This window comes from Romboutsia sp. Marseille-P6047, assembly GCF_900604535.1.
Classification (GTDB): domain Bacteria; phylum Bacillota; class Clostridia; order Peptostreptococcales; family Peptostreptococcaceae; genus Romboutsia_E.
In genome coordinates this window covers 18,735-43,604 of record NZ_UWOT01000004.1, presented here as the reverse complement: position 1 = coordinate 43,604, position 24,870 = coordinate 18,735, and the positions used below count along the sequence as shown (strand labels likewise).

Here is a 24,870-nt window from a genome sequence, read left to right as displayed (position 1 = left end):
TTAAAGGGGAGCTATGTTATGGTAACAGCTATATTACTTGGATTAGTAGCGATGATTGCTAATGCAGAATATTTATTAGGTACATCTCTATTATCAAGACCAATTGTTACTGGAGTATTAACAGGTCTTGTATTAGGAGATTTACAATCGGGGATAGTACTGGGTGCAACATTAGAACTTGCATTTATAGGAGCATTCTCGGTTGGAGCAGTAATACCACCAGAAATAATTTCTGGAGCAATTTTAGGCACAGCATTTGCTATTACTACAGGGCAAGGACCTGAAGTAGCATTAGCACTAGGTGTCCCAATAGCAGCATTAGCATTAGTAATAAAAAATGCTTGTATGATTTTTATACTTCCAATGTTTGTACATAAAGCAGATAAATATGCAGAAAAAGGAAATTGTTCTGGAGTTGAAAGAATGCATTTATTAGGAGGATTCTTTGGAGTTAACTTACCTATAGGACTAATAGTATTTTTCTCATATTTACTAGGTTCATCAGCAATTGAAAAAATATTAAATATAATACCTGAATTCATACAAAATGGATTAGCTATAGCTACAGGATTATTACCAGCACTAGGATTTGCGCTACTAGTTAAAATGATAATAAATAAAAAGGTTGCAGTATTCTATTTCTTAGGATTTGCATTATCAGTATATTTAGGCATACCAATAACAGGAATTGCAATATTTGGTACAATACTAGCGATTATTTTAGTTGGTTTAAATAATCAAAATAAAGTTGCTGTAGTAGGAGGTAATGACGATGACGACGACTTCTAAAGAAAATAAAAATATAACCATTCAAGATGATAGTACAACGATAACTAAAAAAGATTTAATGAAAGTATTTTGGAGATCATTTACTATGGAGTGGTCATGGAATTATGAAAGACAGGCTAATATGTCTTATGCATATGGTATGATGCCTATAATTAAAAAGTTGTACAAGACTGACGAAGAAAGAGCAGATGCATTAAAACGACACTTAGAATTTTTTAATACAACTCCTCATATATCAACATTAATACTGGGTATATCAACAGCAATGGAAGAAAGTAATTCAAAATCAGATAATTTTGATACTTCATCAATAAACAATGTAAAGGTAGGTCTTATGGGACCACTAGCTGGAATAGGTGACTCATTCTTTTGGGGGACACTTAGGGTTATTGCAACAGGTATAGGTACATCTCTAGCATTACAAGGAAACATATTAGGACCAATACTATTTTTATTAGTATTTAATATACCACATATACTAGTTAGGTATTTTGCTATGATGTGGGGATATAAGTTAGGTGCAGGAGTACTGGACAAAATACAAAAGTCTGGATTAATGGAATCTCTAACATATGGAGCAGCAATACTAGGATTAATGGTAATTGGAGGAATGACAGCAGAAATGGTAACTGTAAATATACCATTAACCATAGGTAGTGGAGATAGTGCAATGGCATTAGCAGACATATTAAATGGTATTATTCCAGGAATAATGTCTATAGGATTTACAGGATTTATTTATATGCTATTAGGTAAAAACTTTAAGACAACAACTATACTAATGATAATAGCTATAATAGGAATATTAGGTGCATTTTTCGGATTCCTAGCATAGGGGGATAACTATGAAAGAAACGATGTTTACTTATATAAATGAAGAATATAAGACAAATAAAAGTATATTATCTAACAGAAAGAAAAATCTAAAAGAGTTCATTAATTTAGCTAAAGATAAAAATTATGATGAATGGGTAGTTTTAGCTACTGGATCTTCTATCAATGCAATAGAGTGTGCTAAATACTATGTAGAAAATATATTAGAAATTAATATTGAAATGAAAATGCCTTCTGTATTTAGTAATTATGGTAAAGGTATAAATGAAAATGCCTTATATTTAGGAGTTACTCAAGGTGGTAGTAGCTATTCTACAATAGAGGCCTTAAAAACTGCAAGCAAAACAAATGCCGATATTATTTCTCTTACAGCTAATTTAAATAGTTCAGTATGTGATATTAGTAAAGTTGTCGTAGATATCGGTTGTGGTGAAGAAAAAGTTGGATATGTAACAAAAGGGTTTAGTGCAACGGTTCTTACATTTATGCTTATGGGATTAGAACTGGCATATGAGAGTGATAAAATTAATGAACAAACTTATATGGATGAACTAAGAAAGATAGAACAAGCTATAGAACATACTGATAATGTAATAGAAAAAACTTTGAATTGGTATGAAGAGAATAAAGAAGAACTAATTAGTGCAAAGCAAATAGCATGTATAGGATATGGTCCAGGATATGGAGTTACAAGAGAAGCTGATACTAAGATAACAGAAACTGTTAGAATACCGATGAATGGGCATGAACTAGAAGAATATATGCATGGTCCATATTTATCACTATCAAATAAACATCACATAATATTTATAGAGACTGAAGGAAAATTAGAAGATAGGCAACAAGCGCTAAGGTTATATCTGAATGAATACACAGATCATATTTATAAAATAACATATAAAAATTATAAAGAAGATAGACGTGACTTAGCGCTAGATATAAGTGTTGATGAATTAATAAGTCCACTACTATTTGTAATACCTATTCAAATATTGTCTTATTTTCTTGCAGAAGATAAGGGTAATAAATTAAGTCAAAAAATCTTTGAAGATTTTGATGATAAATTAAAAAGTAAAATATAAAATACATAAACTTAGGGGGATTTAATAATGTTAAAATTCAATGGACAAGAGTACAGAACAAGTATGAAATTAATATGTGAAGCAAGAGTAGATGCAGAAAGAGCAGCAGATGAATTAAGTAAAAGGGGATATAAAAATATATTCTTTACAGCAGTTGGTGGAAGTTTAGCACCAATGATGGCTATAGGTGAAATGGCAAAGCAAACAACTACATTACCAGTATTTGTAGAACAAGCAGCTGAACTATTATTAAGAGGTCATAAAAGTTTAGGTAAAGATTCTATAGTTGTAACAATGTCTAAATCAGGAGACACTAAGGAAACTGTTGAAATTGCTAAATGGTGTAAAGAACAAGGTATAACAGTAGTTTGTCTTACAAAAAATCCAGAATCTCCATTAGCAGAGTGTAGTGAATACTTAATTCCTATGAGACATGAGAATGGTGTTGAGTATGAATATATGTTATTATACTGGTTCTTCTTTAGATTATTAAATAATAATGGTGACTTTGAAGAATATAGTGAATTTGCAGATCAACTTGAAAAATTACCAGAAAATCTAATAAAAGCTAAGGCGAAATTTGATCCTATTGCAGCTGATATAGCTAAGAAGTACTATCAAGAACCATATATGATGTGGATTGGTGGAGGAGAAACATGGGGAGAAACTTATTTATTCTCTATGTGTTTATTAGAAGAAATGCAATGGCTAAGAACTAAATCAGTAACTTCAGCAGAATTTTTCCATGGAACATTAGAATTAGTTGAAGACGATGTTTGTGTATTCTTAGTTAAGGGAGAAGGCAAATGCCGTGAAATAGACAATAGAGTTGAAAGATTTGTTGAAAAATATACTAATAAATTTACTGTAATAGATAGTAAAGATTATGAGTTAGAAGGTATAGATGATAAATTCCGTTGGATATTAGCACCAACTATAATATCAACACTTTTAGTTGACCGCTTAGCTTTCCACTTTGAAGATAATACAGGTCACTCTTTAGATATACGTCGTTACTACCGTCAATTTGCTTATTAATTATTAACATAATAGAAGGATTAGCATTTGTGAGTTTTATCCAAATGCTAATCCTTTTTTATATAACCTTAAAATTTTTCCAAAATTTAAGGTTAAATTAAGGTTATTGGAAAATATAAGAGTAAACCAAAATTAAAGGAGGAATTTTTAATGTATAGCAAAGGAAAAATAATAACAGTAACAGTGGTTGCTCTTGTAGTTCTAGCAATAGGAATAGTAAAAGAAGGCCTTAATAAAGGAGATTTAGAAGAAGCGAATGCAGCTTATACTAAAGAAACTTATGTATCAGCTCAGACTACTAGTACAACAGAAACTAGTGCAGTAGCCCCTGAAAAACATGGTTGTAGAAGAGGTAAAGGACCATATGAAGAAACACTTCAACAACTACAAGAATCTGGTGTACTAACTGTAGATGATGTTAAAAAGATAGAAGAGTACAATAAATCTGAAAGAGATGCAAGATTAAAAGAAATGATAAATGAAAATATAAATAATATGGTAAAACAAAATGTAATAACATCTGCTAAAGGAGAAAAACTTAAAGAAGCTTTGTTAAAAGGTATTGAGAAGTAGGGGTGGCGTGTAGTTTTTGAGGCTCGAGCACCGGGTGGATTTGATATATTAATTTCTGACATGCAGCGAAGTGATGCTGCGAATGTCAGGAAATTAATATATTCACATCCACCTTTTTTGTGCTGAGTTAAAAACTACCGTAGCTACTTATCAAAATTTTTTAGGGGGATGAAAATTAATAAAAAAAATTAATAAAAATAGGGAAAGACATTAAATAAAATGGATATAGAAATATGGTAGTGGTATTATTTATGTAGATTAAAGATTTTTTAAGGAGTTTTTTATGAGAAAGATGTCTTTGCAAGGTAAGATTACCTTTGGGAATATTGTTGTTGTGTTTGCTGTTTTGGTTATTACCTTGGGCATTACTATGAGGTTTAGTACTGATATTTTTGTTGATAAGATTGAGAATAATATTGTTAATGTAGGGCAGATGCTTTCTAGAAATCCTTTGGTTATTAATAGTTTAGAAAGTGGTACTTCTAGTGATAATTTTACAAACTACCTAGATGATATTATCTCTCGTATTGATGATGTTGATATTATTGTTGTGGCTAATAATGATGGGACTAGGATTTACCATCCTAGTAAGGAGAATATAGGTAAGAGATTTGTAGGTGGAGATGAGAGTTCCGTTATTATGAGTGGAGAAAGCTATCTTTCTGAAGCGACAGGTACTTTGGGAAATCAAAAACGATACTTCACTCCTGTTTTGGATAAAGATAATAATCAGATTGGTTTTATAATGGTAAGTACTCTTACTGAAAGTATTAATAAAGTTATTAGTGATATTCTGAAGAACTATATTATCGTTGGAAGTATTATTTTTAGCTTAGGTATAGTAATATCATTAATCATTTCAAAAGGTATAAAAAGAACTTTACTTGGATATGAGCCAGAGCAGTTTACTAAATTATATCTTCAAAGACAAGAAGTATTATCTTCGCTAGAAGAAGGTATTATTGCAATTGATGATGAAGGTAAAATAATTGTTTTTAATGATGCAGCTCTTAATATGTTAAATATAAAAGAAGATAATGTTGAAGGTAAATTTATAAAAGATGTGTTTCCACAAACTAATTTATTAGATGTTATAGAAAGTAAAAAAGGTCAGTATAGTCAGCATATGACAATAGAAGATGTTAAAATAATCACTGATAGAATACCTATAATAGAAAACAATAAGGCTATAGGAGCAGTTTGTATATTTAGAAATAAAACAGAAGTTACAAAGTTAGCAGAGGAGTTAACTGGAGTTAATCAAATAATAGATGCATTAAGAGCAAATACTCATGAGTTTATGAATAAACTACATGTTATATTAGGTCTTTTACAGATAAATAAGGTAGATGAAGCAAAGTCATATATAAGCAATATAAATGAAGTTCAAAGAGAATCAACTAGTAATATAATTAGCAAAATAAAAGATCCAACAATAGCTGCATTACTTATTGGAAAGGTAAGTAGAGCTAAAGAAATTGGTATAAAACTTAATATATATCCAAAGAGTTACTTAGAGAATAACAATAAATACTTAAGTAGAAATGATTTAATAACAGTTTTAGGTAACTTAATAGAAAACTCAATTGATAGTATAAATGAAAAAGATGATGATTTTAAAGAAATAAGTCTTTTAGTATATAATGATAATGAAAACTTAATAATAAATGTACACGATACGGGAAAAGGAATAAAAGAAGAAAATATAGAAAAAATCTATCAAAAAGGATTTTCAACAAAAGGAAGTAGCAGGGGAACAGGACTATATTTAATTAAAAATATAGTAGAAACACATAATGGAGAAATTGACATAGAAAGTGAAGAAAATGAAGGAAGTTGCTTTACAATAAGAATCAGTAATAAGCATAATTAAATATTTAAAAATACATGAGGTAAAATTATGATAAAAGTACTTATAGTAGAAGATGATCCTATGGTTGCCAAAATAGATAAAACATACATAGAACAATTACAAGAATTTAAAGTAAGTAACATTTGCAATAATGGGAAAGAAGCATTAGAAATTTTAAATAAAGAAAAAATAGACTTAATAATACTAGACGTATACATGCCTAAACTAAATGGAATAGAAGTTTTAAGAGAAATAAGGAAAAACAACATACAAACAGATGTAATCATGGTAACAGCAGCAAAAGAAACCGAATCACTAAAAGAAATATTAAGTCTAGGAATATTAGATTACTTAGTAAAGCCATTTGAATACGATAGATTCATAAATGCATTAAAAAAATTCTTAAAAAAATATCAACTAATAAATGAAAATCAAACATTTAGTCAAAGAGACATAGATTCATTAATAAACACTAAAACAAATAAAACAATCATCAAAAAAGGACTAAATGAAAAAACACTAGAGAAAATAAGAGAATACATGAGAAAAAATATAAATACCAAAAGCACAAGCGAAGAAATAGCAGAACACGTAGGCCTATCAAGAGTAACAGTAAGAAGATACATGAACTACATGGTAGAAACAAACGAAATAACAAGTGAAATAGACTACTCAACAGGAGGAAGACCAAGCATAAAATACAAAATAACATGCAACTCAAATAGTTCAATATAGTTACTATAATAAATTACTTTATAGAGATAAGTATTATATAAATTAATTATATATAAATAATATGTAAACGAAAAATAAATGCCTACGGCAAAGTAAAAAATCTAAAAGATAAAACCAAAACCTACTCTAACATACCACCGCCCTTCAATATATTCGAAGTACATTGCAATGAAGTGGTGGAGAATGTGAATTGGACTGATATTTGCAGCGCCATTTGCTGCATGGAAGCCAATCACATCTCCCCACCCATTGCCGTATTTCGAATAGTCCTATGAACAATACTTACTAAAGGGTTTATATATTTTCAAAATATATACTTAGGAGAACGTTTTTTGTACTATATAACCATAAAGAAAAACAAATCATAGGGAGGAATAAAATGGATTACAATAAATTAGCATTAGAAATGCATGAAAATAATAAAGGAAAAATAAGTGTCACATCAAAAGTAAAAGTAGAAACAAGAGAAGACTTAAGTACAGCATACACACCAGGAGTAGCAGAACCATGTAGAAGGATACACCAAAATAAAGAAGACGTATATAAATACACAGCAAAAGGGAACTTAGTAGCAGTAGTATCAGATGGAACTGCAGTACTAGGGTTAGGAGATATAGGACCACAAGCAGCAATGCCAGTAATGGAAGGAAAATCAATACTATTCAAAGAGTTTGCAAATGTAGACGCATTTCCAATATGTTTAGATACAAAAGATGTAGATGAAATAGTAAAAACAGTAAAATATATAGCACCAACATTTGGAGGAATAAACCTAGAAGATATAGGAGCACCTAGATGTTTTGAAATAGAAAGAAGATTAAAAGAAGAACTAGATATACCAGTATTCCATGATGACCAACATGGAACAGCGATAGTAGTTGCAGCAGGATTATTAAACGCATTAAAATTAGTAGGAAAAAATATGGAAGATGCTAATGTTGTAATAAATGGAGCAGGCTCAGCTGGAATATCTATAGCTAAATTACTTTTACAATTTAATGTAGGAAATATAGTACTTGTAAATAGAGAAGGTGCAGTAGCTGTAGGTGAAGAGTGGATGAATGATGCTCAAGCAGATATGGCTAAAATAACTAACAAGTATAATGAAAAAGGAAGCTTAAAAGAAGTAATAAAAAATAAAGATGTATTCATAGGAGTATCAGGACCAAACTGTGTTACAGCAGAAATGATATCTACAATGAATAAAGATTCTATAGTATTTGCAATGGCAAATCCAACTCCAGAAATAATGCCTAATGAAGCTAAAAAAGGTGGAGCTAGAGTAATAGCAACAGGAAGATCAGATTTCCCTAACCAAATAAACAATGTATTAGTATTCCCAGGAATATTTAGAGGAGCACTAGATGTTTGTGCAACTGATATCACAGAAGAAATGAAGGTTGCAGCAGCAAGAGCAATAGCAAGTATAATAGATGAAAGTGAATTAAATGAAGAATATATAATACCAGGTGCATTTGATAAAAGAGTAGCTGAAATAGTTGCAAAAGAAGTTGGAAATATAGCAATAAAACAAGGTATATCAAAGTTATACAAAGAATCTCAAATTGAGTTAGTATAAGAGGTGATATAAATGCAAGGGGCTATTGGAAATAATAATGATGTAGTTAAGAAACAGGGGATAGAAATATACGGAATGAGTTTATTGTCATTTGCTTTAGTATCCTTAGTGGTATTGATAGCAACATTTACAGATAACCTACCAAGTGGCATGGTAGGAGCTTTAGCAATAATGATAGTTTTAGGTGGAGCATTTAATGAAATTGGGAATAGAACTCCAATTGTAAAAACTTATCTTGGAGGAGGCGCTATAGTTTGTATATTTGCATCGGCAGCAATGGTTACCTTTAATATAATGCCAACTTCAGTAGTTGAAAATGTTGATTTTTTTATGAATGATGTAGGTTTTTTAAACTTTTATATAGCAGCACTTATAACAGGTAGTATACTTGGAATGAATAGACAACTTTTAATAAAAGCATCAGTAAGATTTTTACCAGTTGCAATTTGTGCAATAACTTTTGCTTTAATACTAGTTGGTATAGTTGGAAGTGTAGTAGGATATGGATTTAAAGAAGCTATAATGTTTGTAGCAATTCCTATGATGGGAGGAGGAATGGGAGCAGGAGTAATTCCTTTATCTAATATGTACTCTCAAGCTCTAGGAACAGAAACTTCTCAACTTCTTTCAGTAATGATACCAGCATCTACTTTAGGAAATGTAATGGCTATAATAGGTGCAGGTATAATTGCGAAAATAGGAACAGTAAAGCCAAGTTGGTCTGGAAATGGCAAGCTTATGAAAAATGATTCTAGTGATTTAGATGAAAAGAAAAGTAATAAGTTAAATTTAAGAATGTTAGGAATAGGTCTATTATTATCTATTACATATTTGACACTTGGAACTTTAATTGGGAAGCTAGTTCCAGGTATACATGCTTATGCATGGATGATAATAGCAGTCGCATTTAGTAAGATAATAGGAATTATACCTGAAAACTTAGAACAAAGTGCAAATCAATGGGGACAATTTGTAATGACTAATTTGACTAGTGCTTTATTAGTAGGTATAGGAATTTCAATGATAGATTTAAATGCAGTTGTGAATGCAATAAGTCCACTTTATTTATTATTAGTCTTTGTTGTTGTTTCAGGAGTAGCAGTTGGAGCTGGTGTAGGTGGAAAGTTAGTAGGATTTTATCCTATAGAGTCTTCTATAACAGCTGGTCTTTGTACGACTAATATGGGTGGAACAGGTGATGTTGCTGTTTTATCTGCTTCTAATAGAATGGAGCTAATTCCTTTTGCTCAGATTGCTACTCGTATATGTGGGGCACTTATACTAATAGTTGCAAGCGTTCTTCTTAAGGTCTTGATGTAGTCGGGTCCGCCAGAAAAATAAAAAATTCCAGGTCATGCAGATAAAAAAACTCTGCAAATGATCTGGAATTTTTAATTTTTTCTGGCTAGGCCCAGATACTATGCAGGATTAAGGGGTGGGGAGATAAAATAAAAAAGATATTAACTTAGTTAATATCTTTTTTTATATGTGAACTTATTGGTTTTAGTTTTCTTATTAGTCTTCTTCTGTTTAGTATATTGTAAGTGTTGACTATTGAAGTTACTACTAGTATTCCTAGTGCTATTGATGCACTTATTGATAGTGTGTCTACTCCTTTTGATAGTCCTAGTTCGAATTCTTTTTGGACCATGTATAGCATTGTGTTGTATATTCCAAGCCCTGGTGCTAGTGGTAGTATTCCTGGTATGATGAATACTGTGGCAGGGTTTTTTAGTTTTCTTGCTAGTATTTCTCCACATAGTGCTACGAAGCTTGCTGCAAAGAATGTTGCGAATACTTCGTTTTCACTAAATCTAAATAGGAATATATAAAATAACCAGCCAATTCCTCCTGTTATTCCTGATGGAAGTAAGGATATTTTTGGTGCGTTGAAAAATACTCCAAAACCTACAGTTGCTAAAAATGCAAAGGTGAAGTTTAAGTAAAGTGGTATATTTAACATTATAAAGCACCTCCCATTCTAAACCACATTTCAAGTACAAACCCAACTCCAGCAGCGATTGAGATAAAAATTATTGTTGCATCGAAGAATCGTACAACTCCAGACATTAAATCTCCGGCTATTAAGTCACGTACACCCTTTATAAATGGAACCCCAGGTAGTAGTGGCATTATTGAGCCAACAATAAGCATTTTAGGAGTTGTTAAAAATCCTAATTCTGTAAGCATTACACCTGATGCTGCCATTAGTATTGATGAAATTAAACAACAAAATGTTGGTATGTAACTTATTTTTATTAATTGGTCATATACAATAGCTGCTACTATTGAAACCAAAAATGTTAATACAAAATCAAATGTAGTGTTTCCACCTACTAAGTAAGCAAATGAAGCAGATCCTAATCCTGTAAATACGTATATAAGCCAAGTTGGATATGCATTGAAACTTGCTATTTCCTTTAATCTAGCCATAGAGTCTTCTATAGTCATATCTGTGTTTTTTACAAAATCTCTTGAAAAATCATTTATAAGTGCTATTCTTCCTAAATTTATTGCTCTACGATTGATAGTTTTCATGAAAGAATACCCATCAAATCTATCATCTGAAATAATTATAACTGTAGGAGTAATAAATACATTAATATGATTAAACCCCCTAGATTTACAAATCCTTTTTAGTGTATCTTCAACACGATAAGTTTCAGCTCCATTGGATAGCATTAATTCTCCTATAAATAAAGCTAATCTAAGCATATTTTTTTTATAATGCGGTTCATCTACTCTTAGCATAAAACACCTCCCGTAAGACTTTTATGATAGAAGAATATTATATCAAATATTTAAGTAAAATAGGTGTTCTATATGTAAAAATAATTAGGTTATATTAAATAAAAAACTTTTACCTACTTATATGTAGTTTTTACATAAAAGTAAAATTATATGAAGGTAACATACTAAATTAAAAGCCATATAATACTACTATATAAAAATATAAGGGGGACAATAGAAAATGGTATTAACAGGAGCGCATTATATTTATCTTTTCTTCATGCTATTAATTTTAGTCATAATGATAATGAAGAAAGATGTCATTGTACCATGTATAGTAGGTATATTCTGCTTGGCACTATATTACACTCACAGTATACCTCAATCAACAAATGCAATATTCAATTCTCTTATTGTTTCATTAAATGAACTAGGTCCAATTATTCTAATCATCGCAGTAATGGTTGCATTATCTAAAGCACTAGAAGATAACAATGCAATTTACTATATGATAAAACCTTTTTCGAGAGTTATAAAAAATCCTACAACAGCTTTTTTCATAATAGGGATAGTAATGTGTACACTATCATGGTTTTTCTGGCCAACACCAGCAGTTGCATTGGTTGGAGCAATATTCTTACCAGTAGCAATGGAAGTAGGACTTCCTGCAATTGGTGTAGCTATGGCACTTAACTTATTTGGCCATGGTCTTGCTTTATCAACAGACTTTGTTATTCAAGGAGCACCACAAATAACTGGTTCAGCAGCAGGCATTGAAGCAAGTCAAGTTATAAGTGAAGGTATGCCACTATTTTGGGTAATGGCAGTAGTTACAATAGGGGCAGCATTTTATTTCTTAAGAAGAGATATTAAGAAAGGCATATTTAAAGATGAACTAAGTAAAGTTGAACATTCTCAAGTTAAGACTTTTAATAAAAAAGCAAAAATAGCAACTTTTCTAGTATTAATTGGTTTTATACTTGATTTAATTGCAATGTTTAAACTTAATTTAAAAGGTGGAGATGCTACAGCCTTACTAGGAGGAACAGCATTTATTTTAATTATGATTATAAATGCAATGAATCATAAAAAGAATTTCTTTGATTCAGTTTGCCAAAATATTATAGATGGATTTGTATTTGGTATAAAAATATTCGGTGCAATAATACCAATAGCAGCATTCTTCTATATGGGTGAAGTAGCACCATTAACATCTGTATTAGGTGAAGTACTACCAGCTACATCTCAAGGTTTACTTTCAGATATGGGTCTAGCACTAGCTGATGCTGTACCACTTAATAAATTTGCAGTAGCAAGTATACAAACAGTAGTAGGAGCAATAACTGGCCTTGATGGTTCTGGATTTTCTGGTATATCTTTAGTAGGTTCACTTGCATCAGTATTTGCAACAGCAGTAAATGCAAGTGTTGGAGCACTTTGTGCATTAGGTCAAATAGCAGGTGTATGGGTTGGTGGAGGATGTTTAGTTCCTTGGGGATTAATATCAGCTGCAGCAATCTGTGGAGTTAATCCGGTTGATTTGGCTAAGAGAAACTTTAAACCAGTAATGATTGGATTTATTGTTACTACCATTGTCGCGGTATTTATTATTTAGATAGAGAATTTATTTATATAACCTTGGTCTTGAGTATAGAAAATTAATTATTTAGATACTCAGTTTAATATGTACTGAAAGGACTAAATAATTAATTTTCAACTCTATTTACATATAAATAATAAACATTTATAGATATATGGAAACTTAAGGTAAAAATTGGAAAATTCGAAATGTTGATAAAATTCTATTAATTATCTATAATAAAACGATAGGGGAGAAATTAGGAGGGCTCATGAAAAATAAGAAATTGAAATTCTTGCTAAGTGCTGGTGCAGTTACATCTAGTATATCATTTACTAATATATCTGAAAGCATAGAAGAAGAATCGACTAAATATGCGGTGACAACAACAAATCTAAACTTTAGAAAAGTTCCAAGTTCAAAGGGCAAGGTTATTTATACAATAAAGAAAGATACAAAGGTAGAGATAATTTCTTATTATGGAAAATGGGTAAAAATAAAGTATAACAATACTACTGGATATTCTAGTAAGGATTATTTAAAAGTTTTAAGTAACATTAGTTCTAATAAATTAGATAATATGGAAGAGAATGAGCGGGTTGGATTTGTAACAGGATTAATGTTAAATGTAAGAAGTGGGCCAGGAACAACTTATCAAAAGATAGGTATAATAAATAGAAATACACAAGTTATAGTTTTAGGAAGTCAAGATGGATGGAACAAGATAAAATTATCAGATGGAACGATAGGTTGGTCAAGTGCAGATTACATAGAAATAAAGTAATAAAAAAGTCATATATTTATATGACTTTTTTATTTAAGTAAATTATATTAATTTAATACTTACTGATAACTTATAAAATATAGTTATATAAAAATAGTATTTTATTTATAATTTTCAGCTTTTACTTCAAAGAAAGATTGTGGATGGTCACATACTGGACATACATTTGGAGCTTTTTTACCAATATGTATATGTCCGCAGTTTTGGCATTTCCAAACAACGATGTCATCTTTTTCGAATATTACACCATTTTCTAAGTTCTCAAGTAACTTAAGATATCTTTCTTCATGTTCTTTTTCTATTTCTCCAACTGCTTTAAATAAGTAAGCTATTTTAGTAAAACCTTCTTCTTCAGCTTCCTTAGCAAAAGTAGCATACATATCTGTCCATTCATAATTTTCACCAGCTGCAGCATCTTTTAAATTTTCAGCTGTAGAAGGCATACCATCATGTAAAAGTTTGAACCATATTTTAGCATGTTCCTTTTCATTATTAGCAGTTTCTTCAAATATTGCTGCTATTTGATTATATCCTTCTTTTTTTGCCTTTGAAGCATAGTAAGTATATTTATTTCTTGCTTGAGATTCTCCAGCAAATGCTGTAAGTAAATTTTTTTCAGTTTTAGATCCTTTTAACTCCATATTTAGTGTACCCCCAAAAAATAAGATTTTATAAAGTGATGAAAACTATTATCATCCACATATTAATCTTATGCTAAGAATAAGAGGTATAGCACAAAAAAATATTTATGTATATAATAAAATAATTTAAGGAAAATTTATTTTATTAATTGGAAATCATAACCTAAATCTTTAGCAGAATCTATAACATCACCTAATATTTCAGTATTAGTTTTAGATACTGCATGTAAAAGTAATATAGAGCCATCATGAAGGTTGTCTAATATTTTTTTCTTTGCATATTTTAATTCCGGTTGTTTTTCAGGATCCCAATCGTCATATGCAAAACTCCAAAAAACTGTTTTGTATCCTAAGTCTTTTGTCATAGATAAGCTTTTCTCAGAGTAGCATCCCATAGGTGGTCTGAATAACTTATTCATTTTAGCGCCTATAAGTTTTTCATACTTAGTTTCTACATCTGATATTTCTTCATTAAACTCATTTTCATTAGATGTTAATGTTGGCATAGATGGATGAGTTGCACTGTGATTTCCTACAATATGTCCTTCCAAAACCATTCGTTTTATGAGATCAGGATTTTTATCTATATAAGATGATGTAACAAAGAAGACTGCTTGTACATTTTTCTCTTTTAAGATGTCTAATATTTTTGTAGTATATCCATTTTCATATCCTTCATCAAAAGTTAAATATAAAGTTTTACTTTTTCTATTTGAGTCTAAGTTATAAATTGCATCATAAGTTGATAATTCGTAGTTTAGGTCTGGGTTTATGTCAGGTGTTGTGTGTGTAGTATTTGGAATGTAGAACCAATTTGTTATTTCGTTGTCTAAATTATTTGATTTATTACTTTGAGATGATGAACTTGGTGTATTTTGATTTTTTGAATTACTATCTATATTTGAAACCTCACTAGATGAATTTTCATTTGAATTATTATTATTAAAGGAACAACCTGTAGCACAAAGTATAGTAAGTGCAAATAATGAAAAATAAATTAATAATTTACGCATAAATTTATACCTCCTTACACATAATAGTGTCGTTAATAAAATTTATTAACAAAAATCAAATAACTTAAACTTAAAAAGAGTGTAAAATATAGATATTTAAAAGGACATATTAATAAGTATATAAGTTTTTTGGGTCAAAAAGTAAAACAATAAATAAAAAAGTTAAAAAAATATATAAAAAAGTATTGCAATCAATAAAAATAGATGTTATAGTAATACTTGTCCGAAAGAGAAACGGGCGAAAAACAAAACGAACTTTGAAAATTAAACAGTAGGTTAATTTATATAACTAATTCTTATTTAAGAATTAAAACACAAACAACCAAGCCAGATATTCAGATAATGATTAGCTGAGCGAAGGAAATCAAATTTTATTTGAGCAACGGGATTTACCTGAATGAATATGAAGGTAAAGACGTTGGCAATATAAATTCGAAGAATTTATTTTTGAGAGTTTGATCCTGGCTCAGGATGAACGCTGGCGGCGTGCCTAACACATGCAAGTCGAGCGAACTTCTTCGGAAGTGAGCGGCGGACGGGTGAGTAACGCGTGGGTAACCTGCCCTATACACACGGATAACGTACCGAAAGGTACGCTAATACGAGATGACATATTTTTATCGCATGGTAGAAATATCAAAGCTCCGGCGGTATAGGATGGACCCGCGTCTGATTAGCTAGTTGGTAAGGTAACGGCTTACCAAGGCGACGATCAGTAGCCGACCTGAGAGGGTGATCGGCCACATTGGAACTGAGACACGGTCCAAACTCCTACGGGAGGCAGCAGTGGGGAATATTGCACAATGGGCGAAAGCCTGATGCAGCAACGCCGCGTGAGCGATGAAGGCCTTCGGGTCGTAAAGCTCTGTCCTCAAGGAAGATAATGACGGTACTTGAGGAGGAAGCCCCGGCTAACTACGTGCCAGCAGCCGCGGTAATACGTAGGGGGCTAGCGTTATCCGGAATTACTGGGCGTAAAGGGTGCGTAGGTGGTTTCTTAAGTCAGAGGTGAAAGGCTACGGCTCAACCGTAGTAAGCCTTTGAAACTGGGAAACTTGAGTGCAGGAGAGGAGAGTAGAATTCCTAGTGTAGCGGTGAAATGCGTAGATATTAGGAGGAATACCAGTTGCGAAGGCGGCTCTCTGGACTGTAACTGACACTGAGGCACGAAAGCGTGGGGAGCAAACAGGATTAGATACCCTGGTAGTCCACGCCGTAAACGATGAGTACTAGCTGTCGGAGGTTACCCCCTTCGGTGGCGCAGCTAACGCATTAAGTACTCCGCCTGGGAAGTACGCTCGCAAGAGTGAAACTCAAAGGAATTGACGGGGACCCGCACAAGTAGCGGAGCATGTGGTTTAATTCGAAGCAACGCGAAGAACCTTACCTAAGCTTGACATCCTTTTGACCTCTCCCTAATCGGAGATTTCCCTTCGGGGACAGAAGTGACAGGTGGTGCATGGTTGTCGTCAGCTCGTGTCGTGAGATGTTGGGTTAAGTCCCGCAACGAGCGCAACCCTTGCCTTTAGTTGCCAGCATTAAGTTGGGCACTCTAGAGGGACTGCCAGGGATAACCTGGAGGAAGGTGGGGATGACGTCAAATCATCATGCCCCTTATGCTTAGGGCTACACACGTGCTACAATGGGTGGTACAGAGGGCAGCCAAGTCGTGAGGCGGAGCTAATCCCTTAAAGCCATTCTCAGTTCGGATTGTAGGCTGAAACTCGCCTACATGAAGCTGGAGTTACTAGTAATCGCAGATCAGAATGCTGCGGTGAATGCGTTCCCGGGTCTTGTACACACCGCCCGTCACACCATGGGAGTTGGGGGCGCCCGAAGCCGGTTAGCTAACCTTTTAGGAAGCGGCCGTCGAAGGTGAAACCAATAACTGGGGTGAAGTCGTAACAAGGTAGCCGTATCGGAAGGTGCGGCTGGATCACCTCCTTTCTAAGGAGAATTGCCTACTGTTTAATTTTGAAGGTTTGTTTTTACATACACCGCTTTGAGGTTGTGATATGGCATGTTATTGTCAAGTAAGCCGAAAGGCGTGGCTTACAAATGACAAGTAACATTGCTATTATCATAGCCTCTTCGCTAGTTTATTGTAAAAAGCGTGGGTGAATAGGAAAGATAAAACCTTATAGTACTTTGAAAACTGCATAACATTTAGTGATATGACATCATTTAATTATATATAGACAAGAAAAGTCTTTAAAATTACAAACTTTAATAACTGGTCAAGTTATTAAGGGTGCAGGGCGGATGCCTTGGCACTAGGAGCCGATGAAGGACGTGATAAGCTGCGATAAGCTTCGGGGAGTTGCACGTAAACTTTGATCCGAAGATTTCCGAATGAGGAAACTCACTTAGAGTAATGTCTAAGTATCGTTAAGTGAATACATAGCTTAGCGAAGGGAACCCGGGGAACTGAAACATCTAAGTACCTGGAGGAAGAGAAAGAAAAATCGATTCCGTAAGTAGCGGCGAGCGAACGCGGAACAGGCCAAACCAATAAAGCTTGCTTTGTTGGGGTTGCGGACACGTCATAAACGAAGAGGTATCGTAAGTGAAGAGAGTTGGAAAGCTCCGCTATAAAGGGTAATAGCCCCGTAGCTGAAACGAGAAGACTTTAGATGTGATCCAGAGTACCACGGGACACGTGAAACCCTGTGGGAAGCAGGAGGGACCATCCTCCAAGCCTAAATACTACCTAGTGACCGATAGCGCATAGTACCGTGAGGGAAAGGTGAAAAGAACCCCGGGAGGGGAGTGAAATAGAACCTGAAACCCTGTACTTACAAGCTGTGGGAGCACATTACTTGTGTGACCGCGTACTTTTTGTAGAACGGGCCAACGAGTTACGTTAAGTAGCAAGGTTAAGCACTTAAGGTGTGGAGCCGTAGCGAAAGCGAGTCTTAAATGGGCGATTTAAGTTACTTGGCGTAGACCCGAAACCGGGCGACCTATCCATGAGCAGGTTGAAGCGAAAGTAAAATTTCGTGGAGGACCGAACCCACGAGCGTTGAAAAGCTCGGGGATGACTTGTGGATAGCGGTGAAATTCCAATCGAGCCCGGAGATAGCTGGTTCTCCCCGAAATAGCTTTAGGGCTAGCCTCAAGGTTGAGAGAAGCGGAGGTAGAGCACTGAATGTCCTAGGGGGTATTGCACTTACCGAAGACTATCAAACTCCGAATGCCGTATTCTTATACTTGGGAGTCAGACTGTGGGTGATAAGATTCATAGTCAAAAGGGCAACAGCCCAGATCGTCAGCTAAGGTCCCTAAATGTACGTTAAGTGGTAAAGGATGTGGGATTGCACAGACAACCAGGATGTTGGCTTAGAAGCAGCCACTCATTTAAAGAGTGCGTAATAGCTCACTGGTCGAGTGATCCTGCGCCGAAAATTTCCGGGGCTAAAACGTACTACCGAAGCTACGGCATCATTATGATGGGTAGGGGAGCTTCGTATGCAGGTTGAAGCATGACCGTAAGGACATGTGGACAGTATACGAGTGAGAATGTTGGCATGAGTAGCGAGATGTGGGTGAGAATCCCACAGGCCGTAAACCCAAGGTTTCCAGGGGAAGGTTCGTCCGCCCTGGGTTAGTCAGGACCTAAGCCGAGGCCGAAAGGCGTAGGTGATGGACAACAGGTTGATATTCCTGTACCACCAATAACCGTTTGAGAAATGGGATGACACAGAAGGATAAGCTAACCGTACTGTTGGTTATGTACGGGCAAGCATTGAGGCAGTTCCTACAGGCAAATCCGTAGGAATAATGCTAGGATGTGATGCGGAGCGAAATTTAGTAGCGAAGTAGCTGATTTCACACTGTCGAGAAAAGTCTCTATCGAGGTTAAAGGTGCCTGTACCGCAAACCGACACAGGTGGGTGAGGAGAGTATCCTAAGGCCAGCCAGAGAACTGTTGTTAAGGAACTCGGCAAAATGACCCCGTAACTTCGGGAGAAGGGGTGCCTGTCTATGACAGGCCGCAGAGAATAGGCCCAAGCGACTGTTTACCAAAAACACAGGTTTCTGCTAAGTCGCAAGACGATGTATAGGAGCTGACGCCTGCCCGGTGCTGGAAGGTTAAGGGGATCTGTTAGAGCAATCGAAGCAGTGAACTTAAGCCCCAGTAAACGGCGGCCGTAACTATAACGGTCCTAAGGTAGCGAAATTCCTTGTCGGGTAAGTTCCGACCCGCACGAAAGGCGTAACGATTTGGGCACTGTCTCAACAACAGACTGGGTGAAATTGTAATACCGGTGAAGATGCCGGTTACCTGCGACAGGACGGAAAGACCCCATGGAGCTTTACTGTAGCTTGACATTGGGTCTTGGTACTACATGTACAGGATAGGTGGGAGACTATGAAGCGTGAACGCCAGTTTGCGTGGAGTCATCCTTGGGATACCACCCTTGTAGTACTGGGACTCTAACCATAGGCCATGAATCTGGTCTTGGGACACTGTCAGGTGGGCAGTTTGACTGGGGCGGTCGCCTCCCAAAAAGTAACGGAGGCGCTCAAAGGTTCTCTCAGTACGGTCGGAAATCGTACGTAGAGTGTAAAGGCACAAGAGAGCTTGATTGCAAGACATACAGGTCGAGCAAGGACGAAAGTCGGACTTAGTGATCCGGTGGTTCCGCATGGAAGGGCCATCGCTCAACGGATAAAAGCTACCCTGGGGATAACAGGCTTATCTCCCCCAAGAGTCCACATCGACGGGGAGGTTTGGCACCTCGATGTCGGCTCATCACATCCTGGGGCTGTAGTAGGTCCCAAGGGTTGGGCTGTTCGCCCATTAAAGTGGTACGCGAGCTGGGTTCAGAACGTCGTGAGACAGTTCGGTCCCTATCCGTCGCAGGCGTAGGAAATTTGAGGAGACCTGTCCTTAGTACGAGAGGACCGGGATGGACGCACCTCTGGTGTACCAGTTGTTCTGCCAAGGGCATAGCTGGGTAGCTAAGTGCGGAATGGATAAGCGCTGAAAGCATCTAAGCGCGAAGCCGACTTCAAGATAAGATTTCCCACCGTAAGGGTAAGACCCCAGGAAGACTACCTGGTTGATAGGTCGAAGGTGTAAGTGCAGTAATGTATTTAGCTTATCGATACTAATAGGTCGAGGACTTGACCAAAATAAATTTAAATGATAAATATTGTAAATGATATGTAGTTTTGAAAGTATTATCATACTTTAATCCTAAAATGTTATATTTGCTGGTGTGGCTCAACGGTAGAGCAGCTGACTTGTAATCAGCAGGTTGTAGGTTCGATTCCTATCACCAGCTCCATTTAAGACTAAGATATTCTTAGTCTTTTTTTGTGTTCAAAAACGAATTTACAGAATATGTAAAAATAAATCGAATGAAAATAGTAGATTTTATCATATTAATTTGATATTATAACAAAAGACAATGATTTTGTCTGAAAAAAATAGAGACAAAGAAGTACGATTTATATATGGGCACTTGAATCGTATGGAGTTACTAGTGCAACCGGCTATGTTTAATTATAAGTCATTTAGAAATGAAACTAATTGATTTATAAACAGATATAGTCTTTTTTATTGCAAAAAGACTAATATCCTTTATTTAAACAAAAAATTATAGAAGCTAAGAAGTATGATTTGTAAATGGGCACTTAAATCATATGGAGCTAGTAGTGCAACCGGCTATATTTTAACTTAACTTAGTTTAGATATTTTAATCTAACTAAATAAGTTAAACTATAGCCTTTTTTTGAAGGGAGAATAGTATGAAAAACAATCTAAAAAGGAAAGTATTATCTATAGTTCTTACAATAGCCATGGTAATAGGGTACATGGTTCCAAATTTAGGTATAGTTAATGCAGAAACAAACGTATTACCAGAAGGATTTACAAGTGTAGCTATAGGTAACAATTACGGTAATGGAAGTGCAATTTTTGACAACACTAGTAAGACATTAGAAATTCAAGGCTCAGGTAACCTAATAGGAAAAGATAAGGGATCAGTTGATAGCTATCAATTTGTAAGTTACCAAGTTAATGGTGATGCTACAATTATAGCTAAATTAGAAAACTTTAATACGAGTAATGCTCCATATGGTCAAGCAGGAGTATTTATGCGTGAAAATAATACTAGCGACAATGCAGATTATTTTGGTGTATATGTAGAACCAAGTAAAGATCAATATAGATATGCTTATAGAGATAACTCTACAGGTGGAACTGGTGCAGCAGCTATATCAGGATTAACAAAAGAATCTAAAAATAAATATATAAAAATTGAAAAGAATAAAACTTCTTTTAAATATTATATAGCTAATGACAAAGATTTTAATGACATAATAGCATCTGGTGGACAAAGTATAAACTCATCATCTACTACATGGAACTTAGGATTTGTAGTAAGTAATGGAGGAAGTACAACATCAGCAGTTGCAAGTTTTAATGATATAACAATAAAAAATGAAAGTGGAATTATTTACACTTCAACAGATATACAAACTCCAGAAGTACCTGAAGTACCAGAAATACCAGAAACACCTGAACTTCCTAACTATGGTGTGGGAACATTACCAGATGGATTTAATAATTCATCAATAGGGAATGACAGTGAAAATGTATATGCTAATTTTGATAAAGATACAAAATCATTCACAGTAAATGGATCAGGTACATATATAGGAAAAGATGTATCATCAACTGATAACTATCAGTTTATAAATTACAAAGTAGAAGGTAACGCTACTATAGTAGCTAGATTAGTAGACTTTGATATGAGTAATGCAAAATATGGTCAAGCAGGTGTATTTGTACGTAATAATAATTCTACTAATGATGCAGACTACTTTGGCGTATATGTAGAACCAAGTAAAAATCAATATAGATATGCTTATAGAGATAATGCATCAGCAAAATCAGGTGCAGCTCAAATAGGTGAATTAAATGCAGATTCTAAAAATCAATATATAAAAATAGAAAGAAATAAAACTCAATTTAAAGCTTATATATCTAAAGACCCAACATTCCCAACCGATAAAACAATAGTAAAAACTCAAACTGTTGTAAATGAAAGTAACACTTGGTATGTAGGATTTGTAGTAAGTAACGGAGGAAGTGAAACTCCAGCAGTTGCTACTTTTGACAATGTAAGAATAGAAAATGAAGATAAACTTTACTATGATTCAACAATAGAAAAAATGCCAGTTGATACAGTAGAAAATGTAAAAGCTGAGGCTAAAGATTTTAAAGTAACTTTAAGCTGGGATGAAGTAAAAGATGCTACTTCATATGTAATAAAAAGATCAACAGAAAAAAATGGAGAATATAAAGAAATAGCAGAAGTTGATTCTTCTAAAACAACATATGAAGATTTAGAAGTAGTAAACTTCCAAACATATTACTATAAGATAATGGCAAAAAATGAAAATGGAAATGCATACGACTCAAAAGAAGTAGTAGCAGTACCAAACAATAGTAATCCAGACAATATACAATATGAAGATAATGCCGCTAATTTCAACATGATAGAAGAACCAAATGATACAGTATCAAATCCTGTAATAACATTAAAAGGTTCAGTTGATAAAGATGGAAAGATAACAATAAAGCAAAATGATAAAATAAAAGTAAATGCTATAGAAAAATCAAAAGATGAAGTATTTACTAAAAACTTAACATTAGACTTAGGAAGAAACATAATAGAAATTTACCATACAACAGAAGATGGAAAAACAACAGTAAAAACTTATAACATAGTATATTTAAACAATGGTAACTATGATATAATCGTTGATTCAACATACAATGGTGTTGAAGGAAGAGAAGTTGATGGAATAAAAACATATAGCACAATAACAGAAGCAGTAAACTCTGTACCAACTAAAAATACAGAACGTGTAAACATATTTGTAAAAAATGGCGTATATAAAGAAAAAACAATAGTACAATCACCATATATAAGTATAATAGGCGAAGATAGCCAAAAGACTATATGGACTTACGATGCTTCAAATGGAACAATAAATCCTGAAACAGGAGAAAAATATGGAACAAGTAAAAGTGCTAGTGTAACTATAAAATCAAAAGCTGTTGGATTTATAGCTGAAAACATTACAATAGAAAATGCTTACGAAGAAAAGCAAATAGTAGAAGGTGATCAAGCAGTAGCATTAAATAACCAAGCTGATCAAAGTATATTTATAAACTGTAGATTTATAGGAAATCAAGATACACTATTAGCAGATGCAAGTAGTTCTTCGCCAGCAAGACAATATTACTATAAATGTTATATAGAAGGTGATGTTGACTTTATATTTGGACGTGCACAAGCAGTATTTAATGACTGTGATATAGCATCAGTAAATAGAAACTTATCTCCAAAGAATGGATATATAACAGCAGCAGATACATGGGATAAAGATGCTTATGGATATGTAATAATGAATTCAAGATTAATTGGACTTGATGATATAGCTGATAACTCAGTATCTTTAGGAAGACCATGGAGACCAAGTAGTGCTACTGATACAGTAACTCCAGCAGTTGCATATATAAACTGCTACATGGGAAGTCATATAGCAACTAATGGTTGGGATGATATGGGTGCAAACTCTTTAGCATCAACAGCAAGATTCTTTGAATATGGAAGTTATGGACCAGGAGCTAAATTAAGTGATACTAGACCATTAATACAAAATAGTGAAATAGCAAATTACTCATTAGAAAATGTATTTTCAACTTCATCAGCATCAGTAAACGGAAATGATGCCTACAATGATGATTGGAATCCAACTGAAAAGTCAGATTCTACAAATATAAACTCTGCATACGATAACATAGTAAATGTTTCATTAGTAGAATTAAATATATCAGAATTACCTATGAATATAGGAGATACAGCAAAACTTATAGCAACAGTAGGGCCAGAGGATGCTACTGATAAAACAGTTATATTTGAATCAAGCAATGAAAATGTAGCTATAGTAGATAACAATGGAAATGTAAAAGCTGTAGGTATAGGAACAGCAGTAATAACAGCAAGAAGTGGTAGTGAAGAAGCTACATGTACAGTAACTGTTAAACTTCCATTAGTACAAATGAATAATGTACCAGAAATAAATGCAGAAGATGTAAATATAAAGTTAGGAGATACTTTTGATCCTAAAGATTATGTAAAAGCAAATGATAAAGAAGACGGAGATTTAACAGAAAAGATTGAAGTTATAGAAAATACAGTAGATACAAAAACAGCTGGAGAATATAAAGTAGTTTATAAGGTAACTGACTTAGATGGAGCAAGTTTCACTAAGGAGATAAAAGTAACTGTAAATGAAAAATTACAATTACCAGAAATTCCAGAAGTAGACCCGGAAGAACCGGAATTACCAAGTGATCCAGAAATACCAGTTGAACCAGAGGTTCCAGGTGAATCTGATACTCAAGAAATACCGAGTAAGCCTGAATCACCACAAGTTCCAAATGATAACCAAAATTCATCAGATGATAAAAATGACTCAAATATGGAATCAACTGCACTACCTCAAACAGGTGATAATAGTATACTAGGTTTAATAGCTTTAGTAGTTCTATCATCAGCAGTACTTTATATATTAAATAAAAGAAAAATAAATAATTAATATAAAAAGCAGATAAT

At 33.8% G+C, this 24,870-nt stretch carries 16 protein-coding genes, 1 tRNA gene, 2 rRNA genes and 2 riboswitches; of the genes, 15 read left to right on the top strand and 4 right to left on the bottom strand.

Annotation, left to right across the window (positions count from 1 at the left end):
• The first annotated feature begins 18 nt into the window (after window positions 1-18).
• From EIH23_RS05180 to EIH23_RS05140, 9 genes are all read left to right on the top strand, one after another.
• A complete protein-coding gene (locus EIH23_RS05180; RefSeq protein WP_122639165.1) occupies window positions 19-789 on the top strand; it encodes a PTS mannose/fructose/sorbose/N-acetylgalactosamine transporter subunit IIC in 771 nt (256 codons plus the stop codon).
• Window positions 773-1,624 carry a PTS system mannose/fructose/sorbose family transporter subunit IID gene (locus EIH23_RS05175; protein WP_122639164.1) on the top strand — a complete coding sequence of 284 codons (852 nt, stop codon included), beginning with the start codon at window positions 773-775 and terminating at the stop codon, window positions 1,622-1,624. The genes EIH23_RS05180 and EIH23_RS05175 overlap by 17 nt, the downstream gene beginning before the upstream one ends.
• Window positions 1,625-1,634: 10 nt before the next feature.
• Window positions 1,635-2,705, top strand: coding sequence for an SIS domain-containing protein (locus EIH23_RS05170; RefSeq protein ID WP_122639163.1), 1,071 nt, complete (start codon window positions 1,635-1,637; stop codon window positions 2,703-2,705).
• Window positions 2,706-2,732: 27 nt separating this feature from the next.
• Complete coding sequence (locus EIH23_RS05165; RefSeq protein WP_122639162.1) at window positions 2,733-3,743, top strand: SIS domain-containing protein; 1,011 nt, start codon at window positions 2,733-2,735, stop codon at window positions 3,741-3,743.
• A 150-nt stretch (window positions 3,744-3,893) separates the two neighbouring features.
• On the top strand, window positions 3,894-4,316 hold the full coding sequence (locus EIH23_RS05160) for a hypothetical protein (protein WP_122639161.1): 423 nt from the start codon (window positions 3,894-3,896) through the stop codon (window positions 4,314-4,316).
• A gap of 283 nt (window positions 4,317-4,599) precedes the next feature.
• Entirely contained in the window at window positions 4,600-6,189 is a 1,590-nt protein-coding gene (locus EIH23_RS05155; RefSeq protein ID WP_122639160.1) for an ATP-binding protein, read from the top strand.
• A gap of 27 nt (window positions 6,190-6,216) precedes the next feature.
• A complete protein-coding gene (locus EIH23_RS05150) occupies window positions 6,217-6,903 on the top strand; it encodes a response regulator (protein ID WP_122639159.1) in 687 nt (228 codons plus the stop codon).
• A gap of 379 nt (window positions 6,904-7,282) precedes the next feature.
• Window positions 7,283-8,482 (top strand): NAD(P)-dependent malic enzyme, encoded by a 1,200-nt coding sequence (locus EIH23_RS05145; RefSeq protein ID WP_122639158.1) that lies wholly within the window; start codon window positions 7,283-7,285, stop codon window positions 8,480-8,482.
• Window positions 8,483-8,494: 12 nt separating this feature from the next.
• Window positions 8,495-9,802, top strand: a complete 1,308-nt coding sequence (locus EIH23_RS05140; RefSeq protein WP_122639157.1) for a 2-hydroxycarboxylate transporter family protein — start codon at window positions 8,495-8,497, stop codon at window positions 9,800-9,802.
• A gap of 145 nt (window positions 9,803-9,947) precedes the next feature.
• Here the strand turns inward: EIH23_RS05140 and EIH23_RS05135 are convergent, their stop codons facing one another.
• Complete coding sequence (locus EIH23_RS05135; RefSeq protein ID WP_122639156.1) at window positions 9,948-10,445, bottom strand: threonine/serine exporter family protein; 498 nt, start codon at window positions 10,443-10,445, stop codon at window positions 9,948-9,950.
• Entirely contained in the window at window positions 10,445-11,233 is a 789-nt protein-coding gene (locus tag EIH23_RS05130) for a threonine/serine exporter family protein (RefSeq protein ID WP_122639155.1), read from the bottom strand. Before EIH23_RS05130 ends, EIH23_RS05135 begins: the two co-directional genes overlap by 1 nt.
• Before the next feature lie 220 nt (window positions 11,234-11,453).
• On the opposite strand from EIH23_RS05130, the gene EIH23_RS05125 reads away from it, so the two are divergent.
• Together EIH23_RS05125 and EIH23_RS05120 are read left to right on the top strand one after the other, a co-directional pair.
• Window positions 11,454-12,827, top strand: coding sequence for a hypothetical protein (locus tag EIH23_RS05125; protein WP_122639154.1), 1,374 nt, complete (start codon window positions 11,454-11,456; stop codon window positions 12,825-12,827).
• Between the two features lie 235 nt (window positions 12,828-13,062).
• A complete protein-coding gene (locus EIH23_RS05120) occupies window positions 13,063-13,575 on the top strand; it encodes an SH3 domain-containing protein (protein WP_122639153.1) in 513 nt (170 codons plus the stop codon).
• Between the two features lie 101 nt (window positions 13,576-13,676).
• Here EIH23_RS05120 and rbr read toward each other — a convergent pair whose 3' ends face one another.
• Together rbr and pdaA are read right to left on the bottom strand one after the other, a co-directional pair.
• Window positions 13,677-14,216: a rubrerythrin gene (gene rbr, locus EIH23_RS05115; protein ID WP_122639152.1), complete on the bottom strand. Its 540-nt coding sequence runs from the start codon at window positions 14,214-14,216 to the stop codon at window positions 13,677-13,679.
• Window positions 14,217-14,353: 137 nt separating this feature from the next.
• Complete coding sequence (gene pdaA / locus EIH23_RS05110; protein ID WP_122639151.1) at window positions 14,354-15,229, bottom strand: delta-lactam-biosynthetic de-N-acetylase; 876 nt, start codon at window positions 15,227-15,229, stop codon at window positions 14,354-14,356.
• 443 nt (window positions 15,230-15,672) lie between these two features.
• Here pdaA and EIH23_RS05105 point away from each other — a divergent pair.
• The 4 genes from EIH23_RS05105 (at window position 15,673) to EIH23_RS05090 (ending at window position 24,853) form a co-directional block, all read left to right on the top strand.
• A 16S ribosomal RNA gene (locus EIH23_RS05105) occupies window positions 15,673-17,176 on the top strand.
• 288 nt (window positions 17,177-17,464) lie between these two features.
• A 23S ribosomal RNA gene (locus tag EIH23_RS05100) occupies window positions 17,465-20,367 on the top strand.
• The 16S and 23S rRNA genes sit together here with 1 tRNA gene alongside, the layout of an rRNA operon.
• A gap of 81 nt (window positions 20,368-20,448) precedes the next feature.
• Window positions 20,449-20,523 (top strand) — tRNA-Thr (locus EIH23_RS05095).
• Between the two features lie 135 nt (window positions 20,524-20,658).
• Window positions 20,659-20,742, top strand: a riboswitch (cyclic di-GMP riboswitch).
• Between the two features lie 88 nt (window positions 20,743-20,830).
• Window positions 20,831-20,914, top strand: a riboswitch (cyclic di-GMP riboswitch).
• Window positions 20,915-20,986: 72 nt separating this feature from the next.
• Window positions 20,987-24,853, top strand: a complete 3,867-nt coding sequence (locus tag EIH23_RS05090; protein ID WP_122639150.1) for a pectinesterase family protein — start codon at window positions 20,987-20,989, stop codon at window positions 24,851-24,853.
• Window positions 24,854-24,870: the final 17 nt, after the last annotated feature.

Excerpts from the sequence above, each read along its gene's own strand:
- EIH23_RS05135 (WP_122639156.1), bottom strand. The coding sequence starts at position 10,445 with ATGTTAAATATACCACTTTACTTAAACTTCACCTTTGCATTTTTAGCA.
- EIH23_RS05120 (WP_122639153.1), top strand. The coding sequence starts at position 13,063 with ATGAAAAATAAGAAATTGAAATTCTTGCTAAGTGCTGGTGCAGTTACA.
- EIH23_RS05180 (WP_122639165.1), top strand. The coding sequence starts at position 19 with ATGGTAACAGCTATATTACTTGGATTAGTAGCGATGATTGCTAATGCA.
- EIH23_RS05140 (WP_122639157.1), top strand. The coding sequence starts at position 8,495 with ATGCAAGGGGCTATTGGAAATAATAATGATGTAGTTAAGAAACAGGGG.
- EIH23_RS05155 (WP_122639160.1), top strand. The coding sequence starts at position 4,600 with ATGAGAAAGATGTCTTTGCAAGGTAAGATTACCTTTGGGAATATTGTT.
- EIH23_RS05165 (WP_122639162.1), top strand. The coding sequence starts at position 2,733 with ATGTTAAAATTCAATGGACAAGAGTACAGAACAAGTATGAAATTAATA.
- EIH23_RS05145 (WP_122639158.1), top strand. The coding sequence starts at position 7,283 with ATGGATTACAATAAATTAGCATTAGAAATGCATGAAAATAATAAAGGA.
- EIH23_RS05125 (WP_122639154.1), top strand. The coding sequence starts at position 11,454 with ATGGTATTAACAGGAGCGCATTATATTTATCTTTTCTTCATGCTATTA.
- EIH23_RS05170 (WP_122639163.1), top strand. The coding sequence starts at position 1,635 with ATGAAAGAAACGATGTTTACTTATATAAATGAAGAATATAAGACAAAT.
- EIH23_RS05130 (WP_122639155.1), bottom strand. The coding sequence starts at position 11,233 with ATGCTAAGAGTAGATGAACCGCATTATAAAAAAAATATGCTTAGATTA.
- EIH23_RS05150 (WP_122639159.1), top strand. The coding sequence starts at position 6,217 with ATGATAAAAGTACTTATAGTAGAAGATGATCCTATGGTTGCCAAAATA.
- EIH23_RS05090 (WP_122639150.1), top strand. The coding sequence starts at position 20,987 with ATGAAAAACAATCTAAAAAGGAAAGTATTATCTATAGTTCTTACAATA.
- EIH23_RS05175 (WP_122639164.1), top strand. The coding sequence starts at position 773 with ATGACGACGACTTCTAAAGAAAATAAAAATATAACCATTCAAGATGAT.
- rbr (WP_122639152.1), bottom strand. The coding sequence starts at position 14,216 with ATGGAGTTAAAAGGATCTAAAACTGAAAAAAATTTACTTACAGCATTT.
- EIH23_RS05160 (WP_122639161.1), top strand. The coding sequence starts at position 3,894 with ATGTATAGCAAAGGAAAAATAATAACAGTAACAGTGGTTGCTCTTGTA.
- pdaA (WP_122639151.1), bottom strand. The coding sequence starts at position 15,229 with ATGCGTAAATTATTAATTTATTTTTCATTATTTGCACTTACTATACTT.